Origin of the sequence: Halovivax gelatinilyticus, assembly GCF_024300625.1 — an archaeon.
Classification (GTDB): domain Archaea; phylum Halobacteriota; class Halobacteria; order Halobacteriales; family Natrialbaceae; genus Halovivax; species Halovivax gelatinilyticus.
Map to the genome: position 1 here is coordinate 2713003 of NZ_CP101322.1, position 16071 is coordinate 2729073.

Annotated in this window: 19 protein-coding genes; 15 read left to right on the plus strand and 4 right to left on the minus strand. The window is 62.7% G+C overall.

Features of this window, described 5'->3' with window-relative positions; translation table 11 throughout:
- Positions 1–197 precede the first annotated feature (197 nt).
- Both NKH31_RS12905 and NKH31_RS12910 read right to left on the minus strand, forming a co-directional pair.
- Positions 198–449, minus strand: a complete 252-nt coding sequence (locus tag NKH31_RS12905) for a YhbY family RNA-binding protein (protein WP_254862203.1) — start codon at positions 447–449, stop codon at positions 198–200.
- Between the two features lie 62 nt (positions 450–511).
- Positions 512–787 (minus strand): ribonuclease P protein component 4, encoded by a 276-nt coding sequence (locus tag NKH31_RS12910; protein ID WP_254862204.1) that lies wholly within the window; start codon positions 785–787, stop codon positions 512–514.
- 277 nt (positions 788–1064) lie between these two features.
- Here NKH31_RS12910 and NKH31_RS12915 point away from each other — a divergent pair, with 277 nt between their 5' ends.
- The 4 genes from NKH31_RS12915 to NKH31_RS12930 all read left to right on the plus strand — a co-directional run bounded on the left by NKH31_RS12915 (position 1065) and on the right by NKH31_RS12930 (position 6539).
- Positions 1065–2780 carry an ABC transporter substrate-binding protein gene (locus tag NKH31_RS12915; protein WP_254862205.1) on the plus strand — a complete coding sequence of 572 codons (1716 nt, stop codon included), beginning with the start codon at positions 1065–1067 and terminating at the stop codon, positions 2778–2780.
- On the plus strand, positions 2780–3664 hold the full coding sequence (locus tag NKH31_RS12920) for a phosphatase PAP2 family protein (protein WP_254862206.1): 885 nt from the start codon (positions 2780–2782) through the stop codon (positions 3662–3664). The genes NKH31_RS12915 and NKH31_RS12920 overlap by 1 nt, the downstream gene beginning before the upstream one ends.
- A 115-nt stretch (positions 3665–3779) precedes the next feature.
- The gene (locus NKH31_RS12925) at positions 3780–5519 is read left to right on the plus strand and encodes an ABC transporter substrate-binding protein (RefSeq protein ID WP_254862207.1); all 1740 of its coding nucleotides are present in this window, start codon (positions 3780–3782) and stop codon (positions 5517–5519) included.
- Positions 5520–5702: 183 nt separating this feature from the next.
- Positions 5703–6539, plus strand: a complete 837-nt coding sequence (locus NKH31_RS12930) for a phosphatase PAP2 family protein (RefSeq protein WP_254862208.1) — start codon at positions 5703–5705, stop codon at positions 6537–6539.
- Positions 6540–6570: 31 nt separating this feature from the next.
- Here NKH31_RS12930 and NKH31_RS12935 read toward each other — a convergent pair whose 3' ends face one another.
- Positions 6571–6900 carry a hypothetical protein gene (locus tag NKH31_RS12935; RefSeq protein ID WP_254862209.1) on the minus strand — a complete coding sequence of 110 codons (330 nt, stop codon included), beginning with the start codon at positions 6898–6900 and terminating at the stop codon, positions 6571–6573.
- 61 nt (positions 6901–6961) lie between these two features.
- Positions 6962–7729: a DUF2797 domain-containing protein gene (locus tag NKH31_RS12940; protein ID WP_254862210.1), complete on the minus strand. Its 768-nt coding sequence runs from the start codon at positions 7727–7729 to the stop codon at positions 6962–6964.
- Positions 7730–7853: 124 nt separating this feature from the next.
- Between NKH31_RS12940 and NKH31_RS12945 the strand changes: the two genes are divergently transcribed.
- The 11 genes from NKH31_RS12945 to NKH31_RS12995 all read left to right on the plus strand — a co-directional run bounded on the left by NKH31_RS12945 (position 7854) and on the right by NKH31_RS12995 (position 16044).
- Entirely contained in the window at positions 7854–8186 is a 333-nt protein-coding gene (locus NKH31_RS12945; protein WP_254862211.1) for a BsuPI-related putative proteinase inhibitor, read from the plus strand.
- A gap of 100 nt (positions 8187–8286) precedes the next feature.
- Complete coding sequence (locus tag NKH31_RS12950) at positions 8287–9141, plus strand: DUF6159 family protein (RefSeq protein WP_254862212.1); 855 nt, start codon at positions 8287–8289, stop codon at positions 9139–9141.
- Positions 9142–9289: 148 nt separating this feature from the next.
- Positions 9290–9499 (plus strand): hypothetical protein, encoded by a 210-nt coding sequence (locus tag NKH31_RS12955; RefSeq protein ID WP_254862213.1) that lies wholly within the window; start codon positions 9290–9292, stop codon positions 9497–9499.
- 75 nt (positions 9500–9574) lie between these two features.
- The gene (locus tag NKH31_RS12960; RefSeq protein WP_254862214.1) at positions 9575–9991 is read left to right on the plus strand and encodes a CBS domain-containing protein; all 417 of its coding nucleotides are present in this window, start codon (positions 9575–9577) and stop codon (positions 9989–9991) included.
- Positions 9992–10075: 84 nt separating this feature from the next.
- Positions 10076–10327, plus strand: coding sequence for a hypothetical protein (locus NKH31_RS12965; protein ID WP_254862215.1), 252 nt, complete (start codon positions 10076–10078; stop codon positions 10325–10327).
- Entirely contained in the window at positions 10327–11793 is a 1467-nt protein-coding gene (locus NKH31_RS12970; RefSeq protein WP_254862216.1) for a sodium:solute symporter family protein, read from the plus strand. The genes NKH31_RS12965 and NKH31_RS12970 overlap by 1 nt, the downstream gene beginning before the upstream one ends.
- A 52-nt stretch (positions 11794–11845) precedes the next feature.
- Positions 11846–12439, plus strand: a complete 594-nt coding sequence (locus tag NKH31_RS12975; protein ID WP_254862217.1) for a TetR/AcrR family transcriptional regulator — start codon at positions 11846–11848, stop codon at positions 12437–12439.
- A 126-nt stretch (positions 12440–12565) separates the two neighbouring features.
- Complete coding sequence (locus NKH31_RS12980; RefSeq protein WP_254862218.1) at positions 12566–13396, plus strand: polyprenyl synthetase family protein; 831 nt, start codon at positions 12566–12568, stop codon at positions 13394–13396.
- A 101-nt stretch (positions 13397–13497) separates the two neighbouring features.
- Positions 13498–13791 (plus strand): hypothetical protein, encoded by a 294-nt coding sequence (locus NKH31_RS12985; RefSeq protein WP_254862219.1) that lies wholly within the window; start codon positions 13498–13500, stop codon positions 13789–13791.
- Positions 13792–13873: 82 nt separating this feature from the next.
- Complete coding sequence (locus NKH31_RS12990; RefSeq protein WP_254862220.1) at positions 13874–14569, plus strand: TetR/AcrR family transcriptional regulator; 696 nt, start codon at positions 13874–13876, stop codon at positions 14567–14569.
- Positions 14566–16044: an MATE family efflux transporter gene (locus NKH31_RS12995; protein WP_254862221.1), complete on the plus strand. Its 1479-nt coding sequence runs from the start codon at positions 14566–14568 to the stop codon at positions 16042–16044. Before NKH31_RS12990 ends, NKH31_RS12995 begins: the two co-directional genes overlap by 4 nt.
- The last annotated feature ends 27 nt before the right edge of the window (positions 16045–16071 follow it).

The following is a 16071-nucleotide window of genomic DNA, read 5'->3' on the forward strand; positions in this document are numbered from 1 at the left end:
CGTCCGACGATCTTGACGACCACCACCTCACCGATGGCTCGGACGAAACCTCGGCATCCAGCAATAGGTCGCCGTCAGATTGCAGATTCGGGACGAACGAGTCGACGCGTCGACCGACCGACGATCGTCCGGCCTCGAGCGGTTCGCCGCACGCGGCCGACGATTGATCGTGCTCGGCTCCCGAGAACGTTTCTACGCTACCGCCGGTACAGTACGGACGTATGTCCCCGCGTCTCGACGAGTTCGGCGTCGACCTGCGCTGCTAACTCGGTTGCGAGTTCGTCGGTCTCGGTCCGACCGCGGGCCGCTCGCAGAAACTTTACTTTCACCAGGTCATTCGAGCCCAGTTGATCGTCGAGTTCGTCGACGACGGCATCGACGCCGCTCTTTCCGACCCAGACGGTGACGTCCAGATCGTGAGCGCGAGCCTTGCGTTCGTGTTCGTCCATACGGGCAGGTGGGCGAGGAAGGGTTTGAATCTCCCGCATCCACGCCACGTCGGTCGGCGAGTTCACTCGTAGGGATACCGACTGTGGTGACCACACGAACACGTGATGACGACGTGACCGTCGCGGAGCCTGACCCGGGCGTTGTCTCCCGGTCGCAGGTACGCGTCGCAGCGATCACACGTGGCGCGGGTGAACGACCGTGGAAGCTCGAGCCGGTTGCGCTCTGCGATCCGTCTGGCCAGTCTGACGTACTCGCGCGCTCGGTCGTGTTCGTCGTCGGCCGCCGCCGTGCGAGCTAGTTGCTGAAGCCGATCGATTCGCTCCTCGGCGACCGTCATTGTCGCCCATTTCGTCGGCGGTCAAATCGGTGTTTCGTTTACTCTGGGGTAACGGGTGACCTCGGAACTAGCCTGAACGAATAAATCCGAGTCGTATTTACGCGTCACTGGCGAGGAGTAGTTAGGATTCCGATGATTGACGTCTATGCGTTCGACCACGGCCGTCTTCCCCGAGAGCAGCGTGCGAACGGGATGCCGGTCATCAGTCATAATATAGTTATATGAGCGAGTACGCCATTCCCAGTAGAGACTGATGTCTGGTTGGACGGATCGTCGAGTGACCCGAAGAGCCCTCCTCGCCTCGGGAGCTGTCGGTGGGGTCGTCGCAACGGCGGGATGTGCCGATCTAGTCGATCGTCTCTCGCCTGGAAGCGGCGACCAGCTCTCGGTCACCATCACGGCCGTTCCGGACGACGATGACCGGCAGGTAAACGGCATTTTCTCGATTCTCGAGTCAAATCTCGAAACCGTCGGAATCGACGTGCGCATCGACCTCCGCTCGCCGCACGACTTTCACGAGCAGATTCTGATGGAAAACGACTTCGACATGTACGTCGGTCACCACCCGGGCGGACGGTCACTCGATTATCTCTATACGTTGTGTCACTCCGCGTTCGAGAACGATCCCGGCTGGCAGAATCCGTTCGGGTTGACGAATATCGAACTCGACGAACTGCTCGAATTGCAGCGATCGAGTTCCGGCTCGACGCGACGGGATGCGATCGACGACATCTTGCACACGCTCCTCGTCGAGAAGCCGTTCGTTCCGATCTGTGAACCGATCGAACACCGGCTGGTTAATCCAACGAGCTTCGAGGGCTGGATCCCGGACCGATTGGACGACCAGATCGGCTATCTCGATCTCGAACCGATCGGATCGGATGATCGGTTGACCGGGACCGTAACGGACGCTCGTCCGACGCAGAACGTCAACCCGCTCGCCGTCTATTACCGACGACGAGGCACGATAACGAGCTTACTGTACGACTCGCTCGGCGTTTATCTCGATGGAACGTTGACGCCGTGGCTCGCGAGCGACTGGGACGACGGCGGTGATGCGATAACCGTCGAGCTTCGACCGAACAGTCTCTTTCACGACGGCGAACCGGTAACCGCAGACGACGTCGTCTTTACGTACGACCTGCTGGCCGACCTCTCGCTCGGCCGAACCGAGTCTCCCGTCCCGTCACCGCGGTTTCGACGCGAACGATCGCTCGTCGAATCGATCGAGGAGATCGACGCGTCGACCGTCGAACTGACCCTCGATACGAGGGGGCCCCACGCCCCCGATGCGTTGACGATACCGATACTGCCGAAACACGTCTGGCAACCGGTCGTGACCGACCTGGACGAGGAGACGGCGAGCACGGAAGAGTGGCTCAGAGAGGAACTTCTCTCGGACGACGTCGATCGAATCGGGAGCGGTCCGTACCAGTATGAGAGCCGGTCGCAAGGAGATCGGTTGACGCTCACTCGGTTCGACGAGCACTTCACGCTAGATGAGTGGCTCTCGTTACCGGAACCGACTGTCCCGGAGATTCGAGTGCGAAACGTTTCGAACAGCCCGTTGGCCGTCGATCAGGTGGATGGCGGGTCCGCGGCGGTGACGATGTACCCGCTCGAATCACACGCCGTCCCCGACCAGTCGGAACTGGAACAGGCGGACCTGATCAGTTCGAACGCCCGGTCGTTCTACCACGTCGGATTCAACGTCAGGCGGTGGCCGTTTACGAACCCTCACTTCCGTCGAGCGGTGGCGTCGTTGATCGACCGCGAGTGGATCGTCTCGTCCGTCTTCGATGGCCACGCCGAACCGATCTCCGTCCCTCGGTCGGACCGCATCGAAACCGAATACGATTCGTGGGACGGGTCGGATCCGGAGACGCCGTTCGTCGGCGAGGATGGCGAACTCGACGAGTCGGCGGCGCGAGACCTCTTCGCAGATACCGGGTTGCGCTACGACGAATCGGGGCGGCTGGTGGTGAACCACTGATGCTCGTTTCGATCCTCTCACGCGTCGCCGTCGTCGTCGCGTTCCTCCTCGTGATCAGCGTGCCGACGATCATCGGTATCGACCGGCTCAAAGCCGCCCTCATCGATTGGCGAGCACGCGTCCGCGCGGCCATCCCGATCGCGCTCGTGTTGATTCCGGTGTTGCTCATAAACAGCGTGAGTCGCCAGGAGCTCGTCTCGTTCTCCGAGGAGTACGGCGTCCGGGCGGGTGGGTGGTTTTACTACGTCGAAGGCGAATTCATCCTCGTTTTCCAGGAGTTCGCGAACACGCCGATCACTCAGTACTTTTCGTTCATATATATCTACGCGTACGTCTTCTTGCTCGTCTTTCCGGTAATCGCGTACTTCACGCTCAGGGAAACGAAGACCCTCCGAATGCTGCTTGCAGCCTACACGCTGAACTACACGATCGGTGCGATTCTCTACGTCGCCTTCCACGCGTTCGGTCCGCGACAGTACCTCGGTGTCGAAGTAGAGCACATGCTGTATGACTTCCAGCCGGCCTACCAGACGTTGACGAGTGAAGTAAACGACTACACGAACGTCTTTCCGTCGTTACACACGTCACTCTCGGCGACGGTGATGATCTACGCGCTCCGGACACGTGCCGAATTTCCGCTGTGGGCACCGATCGCGTCGATCATCGCCGTCAGCGTCTGGATCTCGACGATGTATCTCGGGATCCACTGGGCGATCGACGTCGTCGCCGGACTCGCTCTGGCGGTCTCGTGCGTCGCGATGGCCGACTGGTTGATCGATAGCGGAACATCCGCTCGTCTCGTCGAACCGATCACCGCCCGGGTCGAACCACTCTACGACCGCATCGACGGGGCGGATCCGTCGAGCCGCGATCGTAATTCGTGAGAACGATCCGGACCCGAAAACGGTTCGTCGACCGACACGAACCGGGTTGCTGTGGGGTTCTCGAAGACAATACTGTTATACGGCGCGTGACGAAGGTTCCATACCTCGGTTCGAAATGAGCACGGCACCCTCCGATTCGCGCCTCACCCGTCGGTCCCTCCTCGCGTCCGCCGCAGCGGGCGGTCTGGCCGTCACGAGCGGGTGCGTCAGAGAAGTACGAAACATCGTCCGACGCTCGCCGGATCACAACCTCTCGCTTTCGATCGCGACGGTTCCCGAAGACGACGATCCGCAGGCGACCCAGCTCGCGATGGCCTTAGAGGAGTCGCTCCAGACGGTCGGGATCGAAACCGACCTCTCTTTTCTCTCGCGAGTCGAGTTCTATCGAGAGATACTGATCAATCACAACTTCGAGCTCTTCGTCGGTCGACATCCGGGCGGAGGCGATCCGGATTTTCTCTACGAATCGCTCCACTCTCGGTTCTCCGACGAGTGGGGCTGGCAGAACCCGTTCGGATTTACGAACATCACGTTCGACGAGCGACTCGATGAGCAACGGAACGCGAACGGCGAAGATCGGGAACGGGCCGTTAACGACCTCCTACTGGCGATCGGCAACGAACAACCGTTCACGCCGATCTGTCGGCCCCGCGAGTTGCGACTCGCGGATACGGACGCGTTCGAGGGCTGGGGCCGCTACGCGTTCTCCAACCGATTGACCTACAGCGGGCTCTCCGCCGACGAGGACGGTTCCGAACTTCGAGGCCTCGTAACTGACGCGCGGCCGACGCAGAACCTGAACCCGCTGTCCGTCGAGTATCGGGATCGACAGCTGTTCGTCGATCTGATTTACGACTCGCTCGCCGCCGTAGACGATGGCGAACGAACGCCGTGGCTGGCTGAATCCTGGGAGTGGGATGGATCGACGGCGACCGTCAGGCTGCGATCGACGGACTGGCACGACGGGCAGCCGGTGACGGCAGCCGACGTCGCGTTCACGTTCGAACTGCTCAGGGACACCTCGCTCGGCGAATCGGACGTACCGTCGCCGGCACCGATCTACCGCGGGCGCGCCACTGCCATCGATGGGGTCGACGTGATCGACGACGACGAGCTGGAACTCACCGCCGCCGGCGAAGCCGACGCCGCTGAGAGCGCCTTCACCATCCCGGTCCTGCCGGAACACGTCTGGTCCGACCGGACGGAAGAGGCTTCGATCACCGGAATCGACACGGCCGAAGGGACGACGACGGCGGTGGTCACGGACAACGTTCCGCCGATCGGAAGCGGCCTATACGAATTCGCCGATCGATCGGAACGTTCTTCGATCGAACTGACCAGATTCGACGAACACTTCACGTCGAGGTCGCCGGAACTCGACGCGCCGTCGATCGAGACGCTCCGGTTCGACGTCGTTGCGTCGACCGGTGCGGCGGTCGAGGCGATCGCCGACGACCACGCCGATTTCACCGCCACGCCGATCAACCCGCTCGTCGTCGACGACCTGGACGTGCCGGAGAACGCATCACTCATCGAGCAATCGTCGGAGGGGATGTACGTCGTCGGTTACAACACGCGAATCTCGCCGCTCGGAAATCCCTACTTCCGACAGATTCTGGCGTCGCTGATCGACAAAGCACACCTCGCCGAGACCGTCTTCGACGGCTACGCCGACCCCGTCGCATCACCGCTCGGCGAGCCCTGGATTCCCAGTGCGCTCCAGTGGCGAGGTCGAGATCCGGTAACGCCGTTCGTCGGAACCGACGGCGAGTTGAACGAGGCGGCAGCTCGTCAGTCGTTCGAGGACATCGGCTACCGCTTCGACGAGGACGGCAACCTCCTGGTTCGGAACTGACGACGCGACCGAAATCGACGATCAACTGGCGACAATCGTCGATGTCGACGCGAAGACCCAGCGCGTGCGAGCCGGCCGAACACTGAATATCGCACCCGTCGTATTCGATACGAATTCGCGAGCGAGCAGATCGTGCTGGCGATCCGCTCGTCGAAACTCCGAATCACGACAGGTGTCGCCTCGATGTTACTACCCGTCCTCGTTCAGCTCGTGGCCGTACTCGCGGCGATGATCGCGATCGCTGCAGCGGTGTTTTTCGATCGGCGGCGGCTGGTTCAGACCAGAGCGGAGCTCCCGGCGCGCCTTCGCGTCGTCGCGCCGGTGACGGTCGTGTTGATCGCGGTGCTCCTCCTGAATAGCATCATCCGCCAGTACATTCCGGACATCTCCTGGATTATCGGCTGGGAACTCACCTGGACGTTTTATCAGCTCGAGGGCGACTTCATCGGCTGGATTCAGTCGTTTCAGACGCCGATCGCGACGGCGTTCTTTTCGTTCGTCTACGTCTACGGCTACGCGTTCTTGCTCGTCTTTCCGGTGATCGCCTACCTGTTTCTCTCCGATACTCGGCCGTTGCGGCTCCTGTTGACCGCGTACACGCTAAACTATACGATCGGACCGCTGCTCTACGTCTTTTTCATCGTGTACGGACCGCGAAACTTCGCGGCAGAGGGGCTACTCTACGACGTTTATCCGCGGTATCAACACCTCACCGGTGAGATAAACCGAAACACGAACGTCTTTCCGTCGCTACACGTCTCGCTCGCGGTCACCGTCGCGGCGATCGCCTACTCGACCAGGGATACGTATCGAGGCTGGTACTACCTCGCCGCCTTCGGCGCGCTCAGCGTCTCCGTCTCGACGATGTATCTCGGCATCCACTGGGCGATCGACGTCGTCGGCGGTCTCGGCCTGGCGGCCGTGAGCGTCTACCTCGCCCACCTGTTCGTCGGTCGGTGGTCAGTGACCGAACGGATTTGGGTGCTGTATCGTCGGTTCGTCGAACCGACCATCCGCTAACACGTATCGATCTCGACAACCGAGCGTCGGGCTACTCGTCTTCGAGTGCGTCTGCGATCCGCTGAAGCTGTCGCGTGGCGTCTCTGACTTCGTCCCGGAGCTGACGGACTTCCCGGGCAAGTTCCTCGTTTCCGCCTCCCGACGCGGCTCCCGGTCCGCCGCCCATCATGCCGCCCATCATCTGTGCGAACGGATTTCCGCCGCCCATCCCGCCGCCCATTCCGGGGCCGCCACCGCCGAACGGGTCGCCGCCTTCTTCTCCTTCCTCGGCTCGCTTCTCGCGGATCTCTTCGACGCGTTCTCTGAACGACTTCTCCTCGCCGTCTTCGCCCGCGTCGTCGTCGGCTGGCTCTTCAGGCATGTCTTCGTCTTCACCTGCGGTTCGGAAAAGGGTTGTTATGGCGGCCGATCGATAGGTGCGCTCACTCGCTCGTGCCGAACGAATCGAGCGACGTTTGGAGCCGTTTCTCCGACCCATCGGAATCTGTGTGGTAGCCGACCAGGTCGCGCATGTCGACCGCGTAGTTCGTTCCACCCTGTTCGACGACGAGCACGCGCCCTTTGATCCCGACGACCGCTCCAGAGGCGATCGTCTCGCGAACCGGTCGCACCTCGAGGTCGAATCCGTAGTCGAAGCGATGCTGCGCGATCACGTCGAACGGTTCTAGCGCGTCCGTCCAGATCGCCTCGTCGACCGTCTCCGCGAGACCGGCGACCTTCCGATCGGTGCCGACGCGGTCGGTGTGCCGGGTCGCGATTTCGGCTTCGAGTTCGCGGGCGATTCGGCCGTTCGACACCGTGTGAACGTGTGCGCCACGGTCGGCACCCTGCTCGCGTAGACGGGTTTCGAGTCGTTCGAGTCGCGTTACACCGACTTTGACGACGTCGGGGGCGAATCCGGCCAGGTAGACGGCGTGATCGTCGAAACAGTCCATCTCGTCTTTGAGGCAGGTACCCGTACAGCGCGCACAGACCCACGTCGAGGCGTGGTCGTCGCAGTAGGGGACGCTCGTCCGGTCGCAGGCGACGTGGCGTCCCGTTTCGCGATCGACGACGCCGGCACACCGTCGCGCTCCGAGGGCGTACTCGAGCCGGTCGCCCGGTTCGATCGCGCGACGGCTGACCGAGCCGTCGTCGCTCTCGAGTAACGCGGGCCCGCGTGCCGTCGGTTCGTACCCAACCAGTTGCACGCGAAGACGTTGGGCGAGCGCAACGAAAGGTGTGGCGTTGTGTATCCGTTTCGTCGGATCGACGGCCGCCGTTGCACGGTCGTCGGGGGAAAGAATTAGGTTACGTTCGAACGAATCGACGCGTATGTCACTCACCGGGTCGCTCGAAACGGCGCGCGACGAAGACGGGATCACGTTCACGCTGGTCGTCACGAACGAGGGAGACGAACCGATCACCGCGCGGTTTTCGAACGGCTGTCGCGTCGACGTCGCCGTCACCGACGACGGCGGCGAGATCTGGCGCTACACCGACGGGCGAATGTTTACGCAGGTGCTCGGCGAGGAGACGTTCGAACCGGGCGAATCGCGACGGTTCGACGTCCAGTGGCGTGACCCAGAGCCGGGGTCTTACGCGGCCGACGGTGAACTGACGGCCCAGAACCGGACCTGCACGGCGACGACCGAGTTTTCCGTCTGAACTGGTCACTGGTCTCCCGGTCGGCTTCGTTCCCGATCGTTCAGCGTTTCGCGAACGAAACTACAAACAATTATGAGAGATGGCCCAAATTTCAGCGCGTATGCAGCTACTCGATCGCCTGAAAACGGGTCTCGTGCTGACGAAAGACGCGATACTGGTGTTGCGCCACCACCCGCGACTGGTGATCTTCCCCGTCGTGAGCGCCATCACCGGATTGGCCTTTCTCGCGCTGTTTCTCGGCGTGACGTTCGGCCTGATGGCCATCGATCCCCAGGGGGCGATGCTCGTCGGCCTCGGGGCGGCGTACCTCGTGTTGACGTTCGTCTCCTCGTTTTTCGCCGCCGGGCTGGTTCACCAGACGCGCGAGGCACTCGCCGACAACGAGCCGTCGCTGAAAGCGGGGATGAACGCCGCCTGGGAGGTAAAGGGCCAACTCTTCGTCTGGGCGCTCATCAGTGCGACAATCGGCGTGCTCATCAACGCGCTCGAAAACTCCGACTCGCGACTAGCCCGACTGTTCGGAACGATATTCGGCGTCGCCTGGACGCTCATGACCTTCTTCATCATCCCCGTCATCGTCTTCGAGCGAACCTCGATCACGGGAATGTTCAAAGAGAGCGCGGGAACGTTCAAGGAACTCTGGGGCGAGACGCCAGTGAGCCTGATCGCCGTTCAGGTGATCGGCTTTCTCGTCGTTTTGCCGTTCGTCGTCATCGGCTACGCGCTGTACCCGATCGATCCCATCTTCACCATCGGGGCGGTGCTCACCGGCGTCCTGCTCTCCTTCCTGATCGGACAGACGCTCCAGGGCGTCATCAAGACCACGCTGTACCTCTACGCGACCGAGGGTAAGCGCGCCGAAGAGTTCGACGACGTGGACCTGGACGCGCTCACCAGCGATCGATCCGCCGAGAAGAAGTCGGCGAGTCCACCGAAGACGGGCGGATTCCACTAGCAACTCGTTCGGATCCATACCCGTCGGTGCGGTTTGGCCGACGTTCATTGGCGGAGCCGTTGTGTCGTCTCCGGTAACTGGACGGTCCTCTCGAACACGCGCCCGGAGTGAGAAAGCATATATCGTTGCTCTCCCGCCATCCGGCACGATGAGTTCACACACGGTGGCCGACGTTCTCGATCGAGTCGCCGAACGACGGCGGGCAAAACGCTGTCCCGCGTGTGCCGGCGTCGTCTCGATCCGCGGGTTCAACGGCGAGTACGCCTGGCGTTGCATCGACTGTGAGGCGGTCGGAATCGGCTACGACACCCGCGCGGCCGCGCTCGACGGTGTCAAGCGGGCCCGTTCTCGACGGTGACATTTCCTCGGCGCATCTTGCAACGGCCGGCACGGCGGTTTTGTGACCTATCGTGGTAGCGGTGACCGAATCGCTATGACGCTAACAGAGATCGCAACGACGGACGTTGTAACGGTCGATCCCGACACGGAGATCAGAGCGGTACTCACCCAGATGGACGAGCGACACGTCGGCAGCGCCGTCGTGACCGACGGCGACGACCCGACGGGAATCATCACCGATCGAATGATCGCGATGGCGTTTCGCGAGACCGACTCGGTGACCGACCTGGTTGCGAGCGACGTCATGACCGACGATCTCGTGACGACGTCCGAAGATCGGACTCACTACGAGGTGCTGGAGACGATGCGGGACGAGGGGATCAGGCGACTCCCGATCGTCTCAGACGGGACGCTCTCTGGAATCATCACACTCGACGACCTCCTGATGGTCACGGCCGCTGAGCTGTCGAACGCCTCCGACGTGATCGAACGTCAGGCGAGCGGATCGTAGCGACGAAGGCTGTCCGAGAAACCGGTAGGCTCTGCCGGAACTGGGTGGAAACACCTAACCGTCACCGCTCGACAGCATCGACCGATGACTACCCCAATCCCGACCGGTCGATCGAACGTCGACGTTCGGCGACGTCGGCTCGGCGGACTCGCGCTCGCGTTCTGCGTGTTCGTCCTCGCCGTTGGTCACCTGTTCGTCCTCCGGTTCGTCTCCGGGCTAACCGTCGGTATTCCGAACTGGCTCTGGGTGCAGTTGGGCGTACTTTGCGTGATGTTCGCGCTGGCGTGGGCGGCCGTCCGGTTGTGGCGAACGAACGCGCCGGGGGGCCGGCGATAATGCTGTCGCTCGCGCAACTGACCTTCCTGAGTTACCTCGTCTTCGTGCTCCTGGTGGGGCTCTACGCCGGCAGATTTACCGAGAAGACGCCCGCCGATTTCTACCTGGCCGGCCGAACCATCGGACCGATCACCCTAGCGCTGACGCTGGCGGCGACCGTTCTGAGCGCGTTCACCGTCTTCGGGATCGGCGAAGACGTCGTCGGTGGCGGCCTCGGCGTCTTCTCGTTTCTCGCGATCGCGGCCGTCTTCTACACGTTCGTCTTCGCGACCGTCGGCGTCGCGCTCTATCGTATCGGCCGTGAACGAGACGTCCTCACCCCCTCGGAGTACGTCCGGGAGCGCTACGACAGTCCCCTGCTCGGGCTGTGCTATCTCGTCGTCACCGGCGTCTTCATGGTCGCCATGATCGCCGGCCAGCTGATCGGCGGCGGCGTCGCGCTGGAGACGCTCGTCGACGTCCCCTACGAGTACGCGATCCTGGCGATGGCGGCTTTCATGATCGTCTACGTCCACGTGGCGGGCTATCGCGGCGTCGTCTGGTCGGACGTGATTCAGTCGACGGTCCTGCTCGTGATCCTCGCGAGCGTCGTCGGTTACGTGCTCTTCGGCCTCGACGGTTCGGCCATCGCGGCGGATGCGGTCGAAACCCAGCCGGGACTGTTCGACGTAACCGGGCCATTGGAACTGTGGACCCCGCTGTTCGTCGTGACGGCGGCGCTCGCCTTTACGGTCGGCGTTCCCGGCTATCCACACACCATCCAGCGCTACTTCTCGGCGACCGACGAGTCGACGATGGTCAGTTCCGGATTTCTCTTCGCGGCGATCGCGATTCCGATCTACCTCTTCGGCGCGTTACTCGGCGCGTGGGCGCTCGGGGTCATTCCGATGCCGGAGAACCCGGAGTACGTGATCCCGCTGTTCGTCGAGGCGCTGTTACACCCCGTGGTCTTCGGTGTCGTCATGGCGGCGGCGACGGCGGCGATCATGTCGACGGCCGACTCGGTCGCGCTGACGATGAGTTCGATGATCAGCCGGGACGTCTACGCCACGTTCGTCGATCCCGACGCGAGCCCGCGGGTCGAAGTTCGAGTCACGCAGGTGCTGTTGATCGCGATCGTCTGCGCGTCGGTCGGCCTCGCCCTGGTCCGGCCGGCCGGTATCTTCGCTCTCATCGAACTGGCGGTCGTCGGATTTGCTGCGACCACGGCACCGGTTTTTCTCGGCGCCTACTGGCGGCGAGCAACCGCTCCGGCGGGCGTCGCCTCCTTGCTCTGCGGTCCCGGGGTCACCGTCCTGTTCTCGACGGGTACGATCCCTGGGGCGTACACGTTCGGTATGCACTACGGGTTCGTCGGCGTCCTCGTCGCCTACGCGATTTTCGTCGGGGTTAGCCTCACGACGAGCGCGCCGTCGACCGACGCCATCTCGACTCACTCGCGTCGATTCTTACAGCGCGGCGAGTGACCGCCACGAGCGATACCAACTATCTTTTACCGTCGTTTCGTAGCCGGTCTCAATGAGTGAGGACGCCGATCGAGACGAGACGACCCGGGCGATCATGGAAGGGACCTACCGGGCGCTCTGTGAACACGGCTATCCCGAAACCACGATCTCGAAGATCGCAGACGAGTTCGGCCGGAGCCGATCGCTGTTGTACTACCACTACGAGGACAAAGACGAACTCCTCACCGACTTTCTTCGGTTTCTGATCGACCGAGTCGAGTCCGATCTCGACACGGAGGCGCTCGACGACCCTGCGGAGGAACTCACCCAGTCGATCGATCGGTTCGTCCCCGAACCGATGGACGACGATCAGCTCAACTTTCGCCAGGCGTACTTCGAAATTCGCTCGCAGGCGCCGCACAAACCAACCTACCGGGCGCTGATCGGCGAAACCGACGCGCTCATCATCGACCACCTGGCCGACACGATCGAACGGGGGATCGAGGACGGGACGTTTCGCGCGGTCGACGCCGAGGCGACGGCGTCGTTTCTCTACTCGTCGATGTACGGGACCATGGTCCGCGGGGTGACGCTCGAGGAGCAATCGCTGATCCGACGGAACCGGGAGACGCTTTTCGACTACGTCGATCGCCACCTGCGTTCGTGAGCTCGATCCGGACGACCCCGGCCTGCGCCGGTTTCAACACATTCTTATCGCCTCTGACTGAACGGTCAGTATAACACGCTGAATCGGTCGAGGGAATCGAACCGTTCCGGCGGGTGGCGATCGGCGATGAACGAGACGATAACACGCAGACGATCACAGATCGAAGATGAACTGAGAGCGACGGTTCCGTCGTGGGTGTTCGAATCCAGCGCACTCGCCGAGGACGGCTCTGCCGTCGACGATGGTACGTTCGGCCCCCGAACTCGAGCGCAGGTGTTCTACGCGGTGAGCGACGCGCTCTCTAAGATACCGTTCGAACCATCCCGGTTCGTCCCCGTCGCTGTCGCCCTGGAACTCGCACACGTCCACCTCGAGGTTCACCAGCGGGCGGCCGTGCAACTGTCTGCGTCCGTCGACGAGTACGACCCGACGATGGACATCCTCCGCGGTGACGTGCTCCTCTCGCGGGCGTTCGAACAGTTCGGTTCGGTCGACCTTCCCGCCGATCGGACGAAGGCCTGTCTCTCCGAGCTGAGCCGGGCCTGTCGACGCGCACAAGAGGCGTACGCGATGGTAGCCGCCGACGACTTGGTCGATTCCGTCGACGGCTCGACCGATTTCGGTGTCGTCTCCGGGAAACTCGAATCCCGGCTGGGTGCGCTGGTCGGGTGTGCCGGCGCCGTTGGCGGTCTCGTCGCCGGCGTCGATCTCGACGAGATAGTACCGCTGCGCGAGCACTCGACGCGCCTCGGGTCGCACCTTCGCTTCGCCCGGTTGCTGGATCTGGACGGATCGCGCCTCGTTCCGGTCTCGGCGTTCGGAACGCCGAAATCGATCGATCGATGCGTAGAGGGGGTGGTCGAGTGCTTCCCACCCGAGCGACGGGAAACTGGACGGGCCGCTCTCGCCGCGATCGTCGATGCGTCGCTCGCTCCGACCGAGCATCACGAGTCCTGATACGTTCTCTCGGTGTCTAGCAATGCCCGGTCACGCATCGACCACCTCTGGGGCTGACTGAACGTTCAGTATATGTTTCTGGGGCGCGTACCACTGGAGCGATGAATCGCACCCGTCCGTCGATTCGAACCGACCTTGCCAACGCCCGAGACTCGTCCGCGTTCTACTTTTGGGGGGCGGTCGTGAGTGGGCCCCTTTCGCTGATCGTTCCGATCCTCGGAATCGTCGCGGCCTACACCGGTTACCAGTTGACCAAAGTAATGACCAGGCGGTGGGTGGGAGTTTTCATCGCCGTTCTGGGGGCGTTGAACTTCCTGTTCTGGCTCTATCTCATCGTTTTCGTCCCAGAGATTCTACTGGAGGTCGCCCGTTTCGTCCACGGCTCGGTCGTATAGGTACCTCTCGTCGTGCGTGTCCGTCACTCACGGGGTTTCGAACCGAAACCCCTTTTAGGCTAACTGACTAACTGGTTAGTCAGTGACCGACGACGCCCGCGATGCGATCATGCTCGCCACCTACGAAGCGCTCCGTGCTGAGGGCTACAGCGAGCTGACCGCACAGTCTATCGCCGATCGGACGGACAAGAGCAAGGCGGCGCTCTTCTACCACTACGAGTCGAAAGACGAGCTGATCGGGGCGTTCATCGACTACCTCGTCGAAGGGTTCGAAGCGCGGATCGAGCGGACCAGTGATCAACGGCCGGTCGACCGACTGGCCGCGTTCGTCGAGTGGTGGTGCGGTCCCGCCGCGGCGGAGGAGACGGGATACCTCTCGGCGATGCTCGAACTCAGGGCGCAGGCGCCGTACAACGAGACCTACCGGGAGAAATTGCGCGCCAGCGACGATCAGCTTCGGTCGGCGCTGGTAGAGATCCTAGAAGACGGGATGGATTCTGGTGAATTTCGGCCACACGACGCCGAGGTGGTCGCCGATCTGCTCCTCGCGGCCGCAGACGGCGCTCGAATCCGCCAGCTGACGATCGGACGAGATTCCTACAGCGAGACGGTTCGCGACGGCCTCGTCGCCCATCTGCTCGCCGATCTCCTCGAACCCGAGACGGCCTATCCCGCCGATCCGTCCATTTCGATCCCGCCGGACGAGCGACTCGACGGGGTCGAAACGAGCGACGAAGCGGAGGGATCGGTGCGAACGGACGGTGAGGAGACCGAATGAGCGGCGGTACTGACCGATCGGTCAACGTCACCGACGGCGAACTGTTCAAACCGTTGATGGTGCTGTCGGCGCCGATCGTCGCCTCGCAGGTGTTAAACGTCGGCTACAACTTAGCCGATACCTACTGGGTCGGTCGATTGGGCGGCGACGCTATCGCCGCGATGTCGTACTCGTGGGCGGTCGTCTTCCTGATGATCAGCGTCGGTGGCGGGCTCACCGTCGCGGGAACGGTACTGATCGCCCAGAACAAGGGCGCCGGAAACTACGCTCGCTCTAGCCACGTCGCCGGCCAGACGCTCTCGTTCGTGACGATCGTCGCGGTCGCGTTAGCCGCGGTCGGTTACGTCCTGACGCCGTGGTTGATGCGAATGGTCGGGGCGGATCCGGGTGGCGACGCCTACGCGTACGCCGTGGGATACACGCGGATCATGTTCCTCGGCATCGCCTTCATGTTCTGGTTTTTCATCTTCGACGCGCTCTCTCGCGGCTGGGGCGACACGCGAACGCCGCTGTACCTGATGGCGATCAGCGTCACGCTCAACGTGATCATCGACCCATTCCTGATCCTCGGCTTCGACGGCAATCCGCTGTTCGCCTGGGTCGGCGCGACCGGTCTCGAGTCGACCCTGTACGCCGCGACCGGATTCGACGGCTGGGGGGTCGACGGGGCGGCGATCGCGACGATCATCTCACGGGCGCTCGCCGCGGCGATCGGCCTCTACTTGCTCTTTACGGGGAAGGTCGGCCTCGATCCATCGCTCTCGGATCTCTGGCTCGACCGCGCGACGGTTCGAAAGATCATCGACATCGGCGCGCCGGTGGCGACCGAGCAGGGCGTGCGGGCGTTCGGCATCACCGTGTTGACGGCCGTAATCGCGCTCGCCGGGACCGAAGCCGTCGCCGCCTACGGGATCGTCACCCGACTCTCGTCGCTTTTGTTCATGCCGGCGCTCGGGCTCGCCCGGGGAACCGAAACCGTCGTGGGCCAGAACCTCGGCGCCGACCAGGTCGACCGGGCCAAGCAGGCCGTCAAACTGAGTTCGATCGTCATCGTCTCCGCGTTCGTCGTAGTCGTCGCGCTCGCGTACCCCTACGCGGAGACCATTACGGGTATCTTCATCGAGTCCGGCACCGAGGACGCAGCGCAGGTGGTCGAGTACGCCGCCGCCTACGTGTTCATCGCCGGGCCGTCCTACGTCATGCTCGGGGTGTTTCAGATCATGCTCGGCGGGCTGCGCGGCAGCGGTTCGACTCGCGCCGCGATGGTGCTCTCGATCCAGGAGCTGTGGCTCTGGCGGATCCCGATCGCCCTCGTAGCCGTCGTATGGCTCGATATGGGCGTCTACGGCGTCTGGTACGCCGTCGCGATCTCGTACGTCGCCTCGGCGATCATCACCGCCGCCTGGTTCCTCCGGGGAACCTGGACCGAAAACGTCATCGAGGACGACATCGGTCACCACGTTCCCGGAGACTGAACGACGCGAGAATTCGACACGAGCCCG

What these genes read in the sequence shown, in the direction of transcription:
- NKH31_RS12905 (WP_254862203.1), bottom strand. Translation starts at nt 449, where the DNA reads ATGGACGAACACGAACGCAAGGCTCGCGCTCACGATCTGGACGTCACC.
- NKH31_RS12910 (WP_254862204.1), bottom strand. Translation starts at nt 787, where the DNA reads ATGACGGTCGCCGAGGAGCGAATCGATCGGCTTCAGCAACTAGCTCGC.
- NKH31_RS12920 (WP_254862206.1), top strand. Translation starts at nt 2,780, where the DNA reads ATGCTCGTTTCGATCCTCTCACGCGTCGCCGTCGTCGTCGCGTTCCTC.
- NKH31_RS12925 (WP_254862207.1), top strand. Translation starts at nt 3,780, where the DNA reads ATGAGCACGGCACCCTCCGATTCGCGCCTCACCCGTCGGTCCCTCCTC.
- NKH31_RS12930 (WP_254862208.1), top strand. Translation starts at nt 5,703, where the DNA reads ATGTTACTACCCGTCCTCGTTCAGCTCGTGGCCGTACTCGCGGCGATG.
- NKH31_RS12935 (WP_254862209.1), bottom strand. Translation starts at nt 6,900, where the DNA reads ATGCCTGAAGAGCCAGCCGACGACGACGCGGGCGAAGACGGCGAGGAG.
- NKH31_RS12945 (WP_254862211.1), top strand. Translation starts at nt 7,854, where the DNA reads ATGTCACTCACCGGGTCGCTCGAAACGGCGCGCGACGAAGACGGGATC.
- NKH31_RS12950 (WP_254862212.1), top strand. Translation starts at nt 8,287, where the DNA reads ATGCAGCTACTCGATCGCCTGAAAACGGGTCTCGTGCTGACGAAAGAC.
- NKH31_RS12955 (WP_254862213.1), top strand. Translation starts at nt 9,290, where the DNA reads ATGAGTTCACACACGGTGGCCGACGTTCTCGATCGAGTCGCCGAACGA.
- NKH31_RS12960 (WP_254862214.1), top strand. Translation starts at nt 9,575, where the DNA reads ATGACGCTAACAGAGATCGCAACGACGGACGTTGTAACGGTCGATCCC.
- NKH31_RS12965 (WP_254862215.1), top strand. Translation starts at nt 10,076, where the DNA reads ATGACTACCCCAATCCCGACCGGTCGATCGAACGTCGACGTTCGGCGA.
- NKH31_RS12970 (WP_254862216.1), top strand. Translation starts at nt 10,327, where the DNA reads ATGCTGTCGCTCGCGCAACTGACCTTCCTGAGTTACCTCGTCTTCGTG.
- NKH31_RS12975 (WP_254862217.1), top strand. Translation starts at nt 11,846, where the DNA reads ATGAGTGAGGACGCCGATCGAGACGAGACGACCCGGGCGATCATGGAA.
- NKH31_RS12980 (WP_254862218.1), top strand. Translation starts at nt 12,566, where the DNA reads ATGAACGAGACGATAACACGCAGACGATCACAGATCGAAGATGAACTG.
- NKH31_RS12985 (WP_254862219.1), top strand. Translation starts at nt 13,498, where the DNA reads ATGAATCGCACCCGTCCGTCGATTCGAACCGACCTTGCCAACGCCCGA.
- NKH31_RS12995 (WP_254862221.1), top strand. Translation starts at nt 14,566, where the DNA reads ATGAGCGGCGGTACTGACCGATCGGTCAACGTCACCGACGGCGAACTG.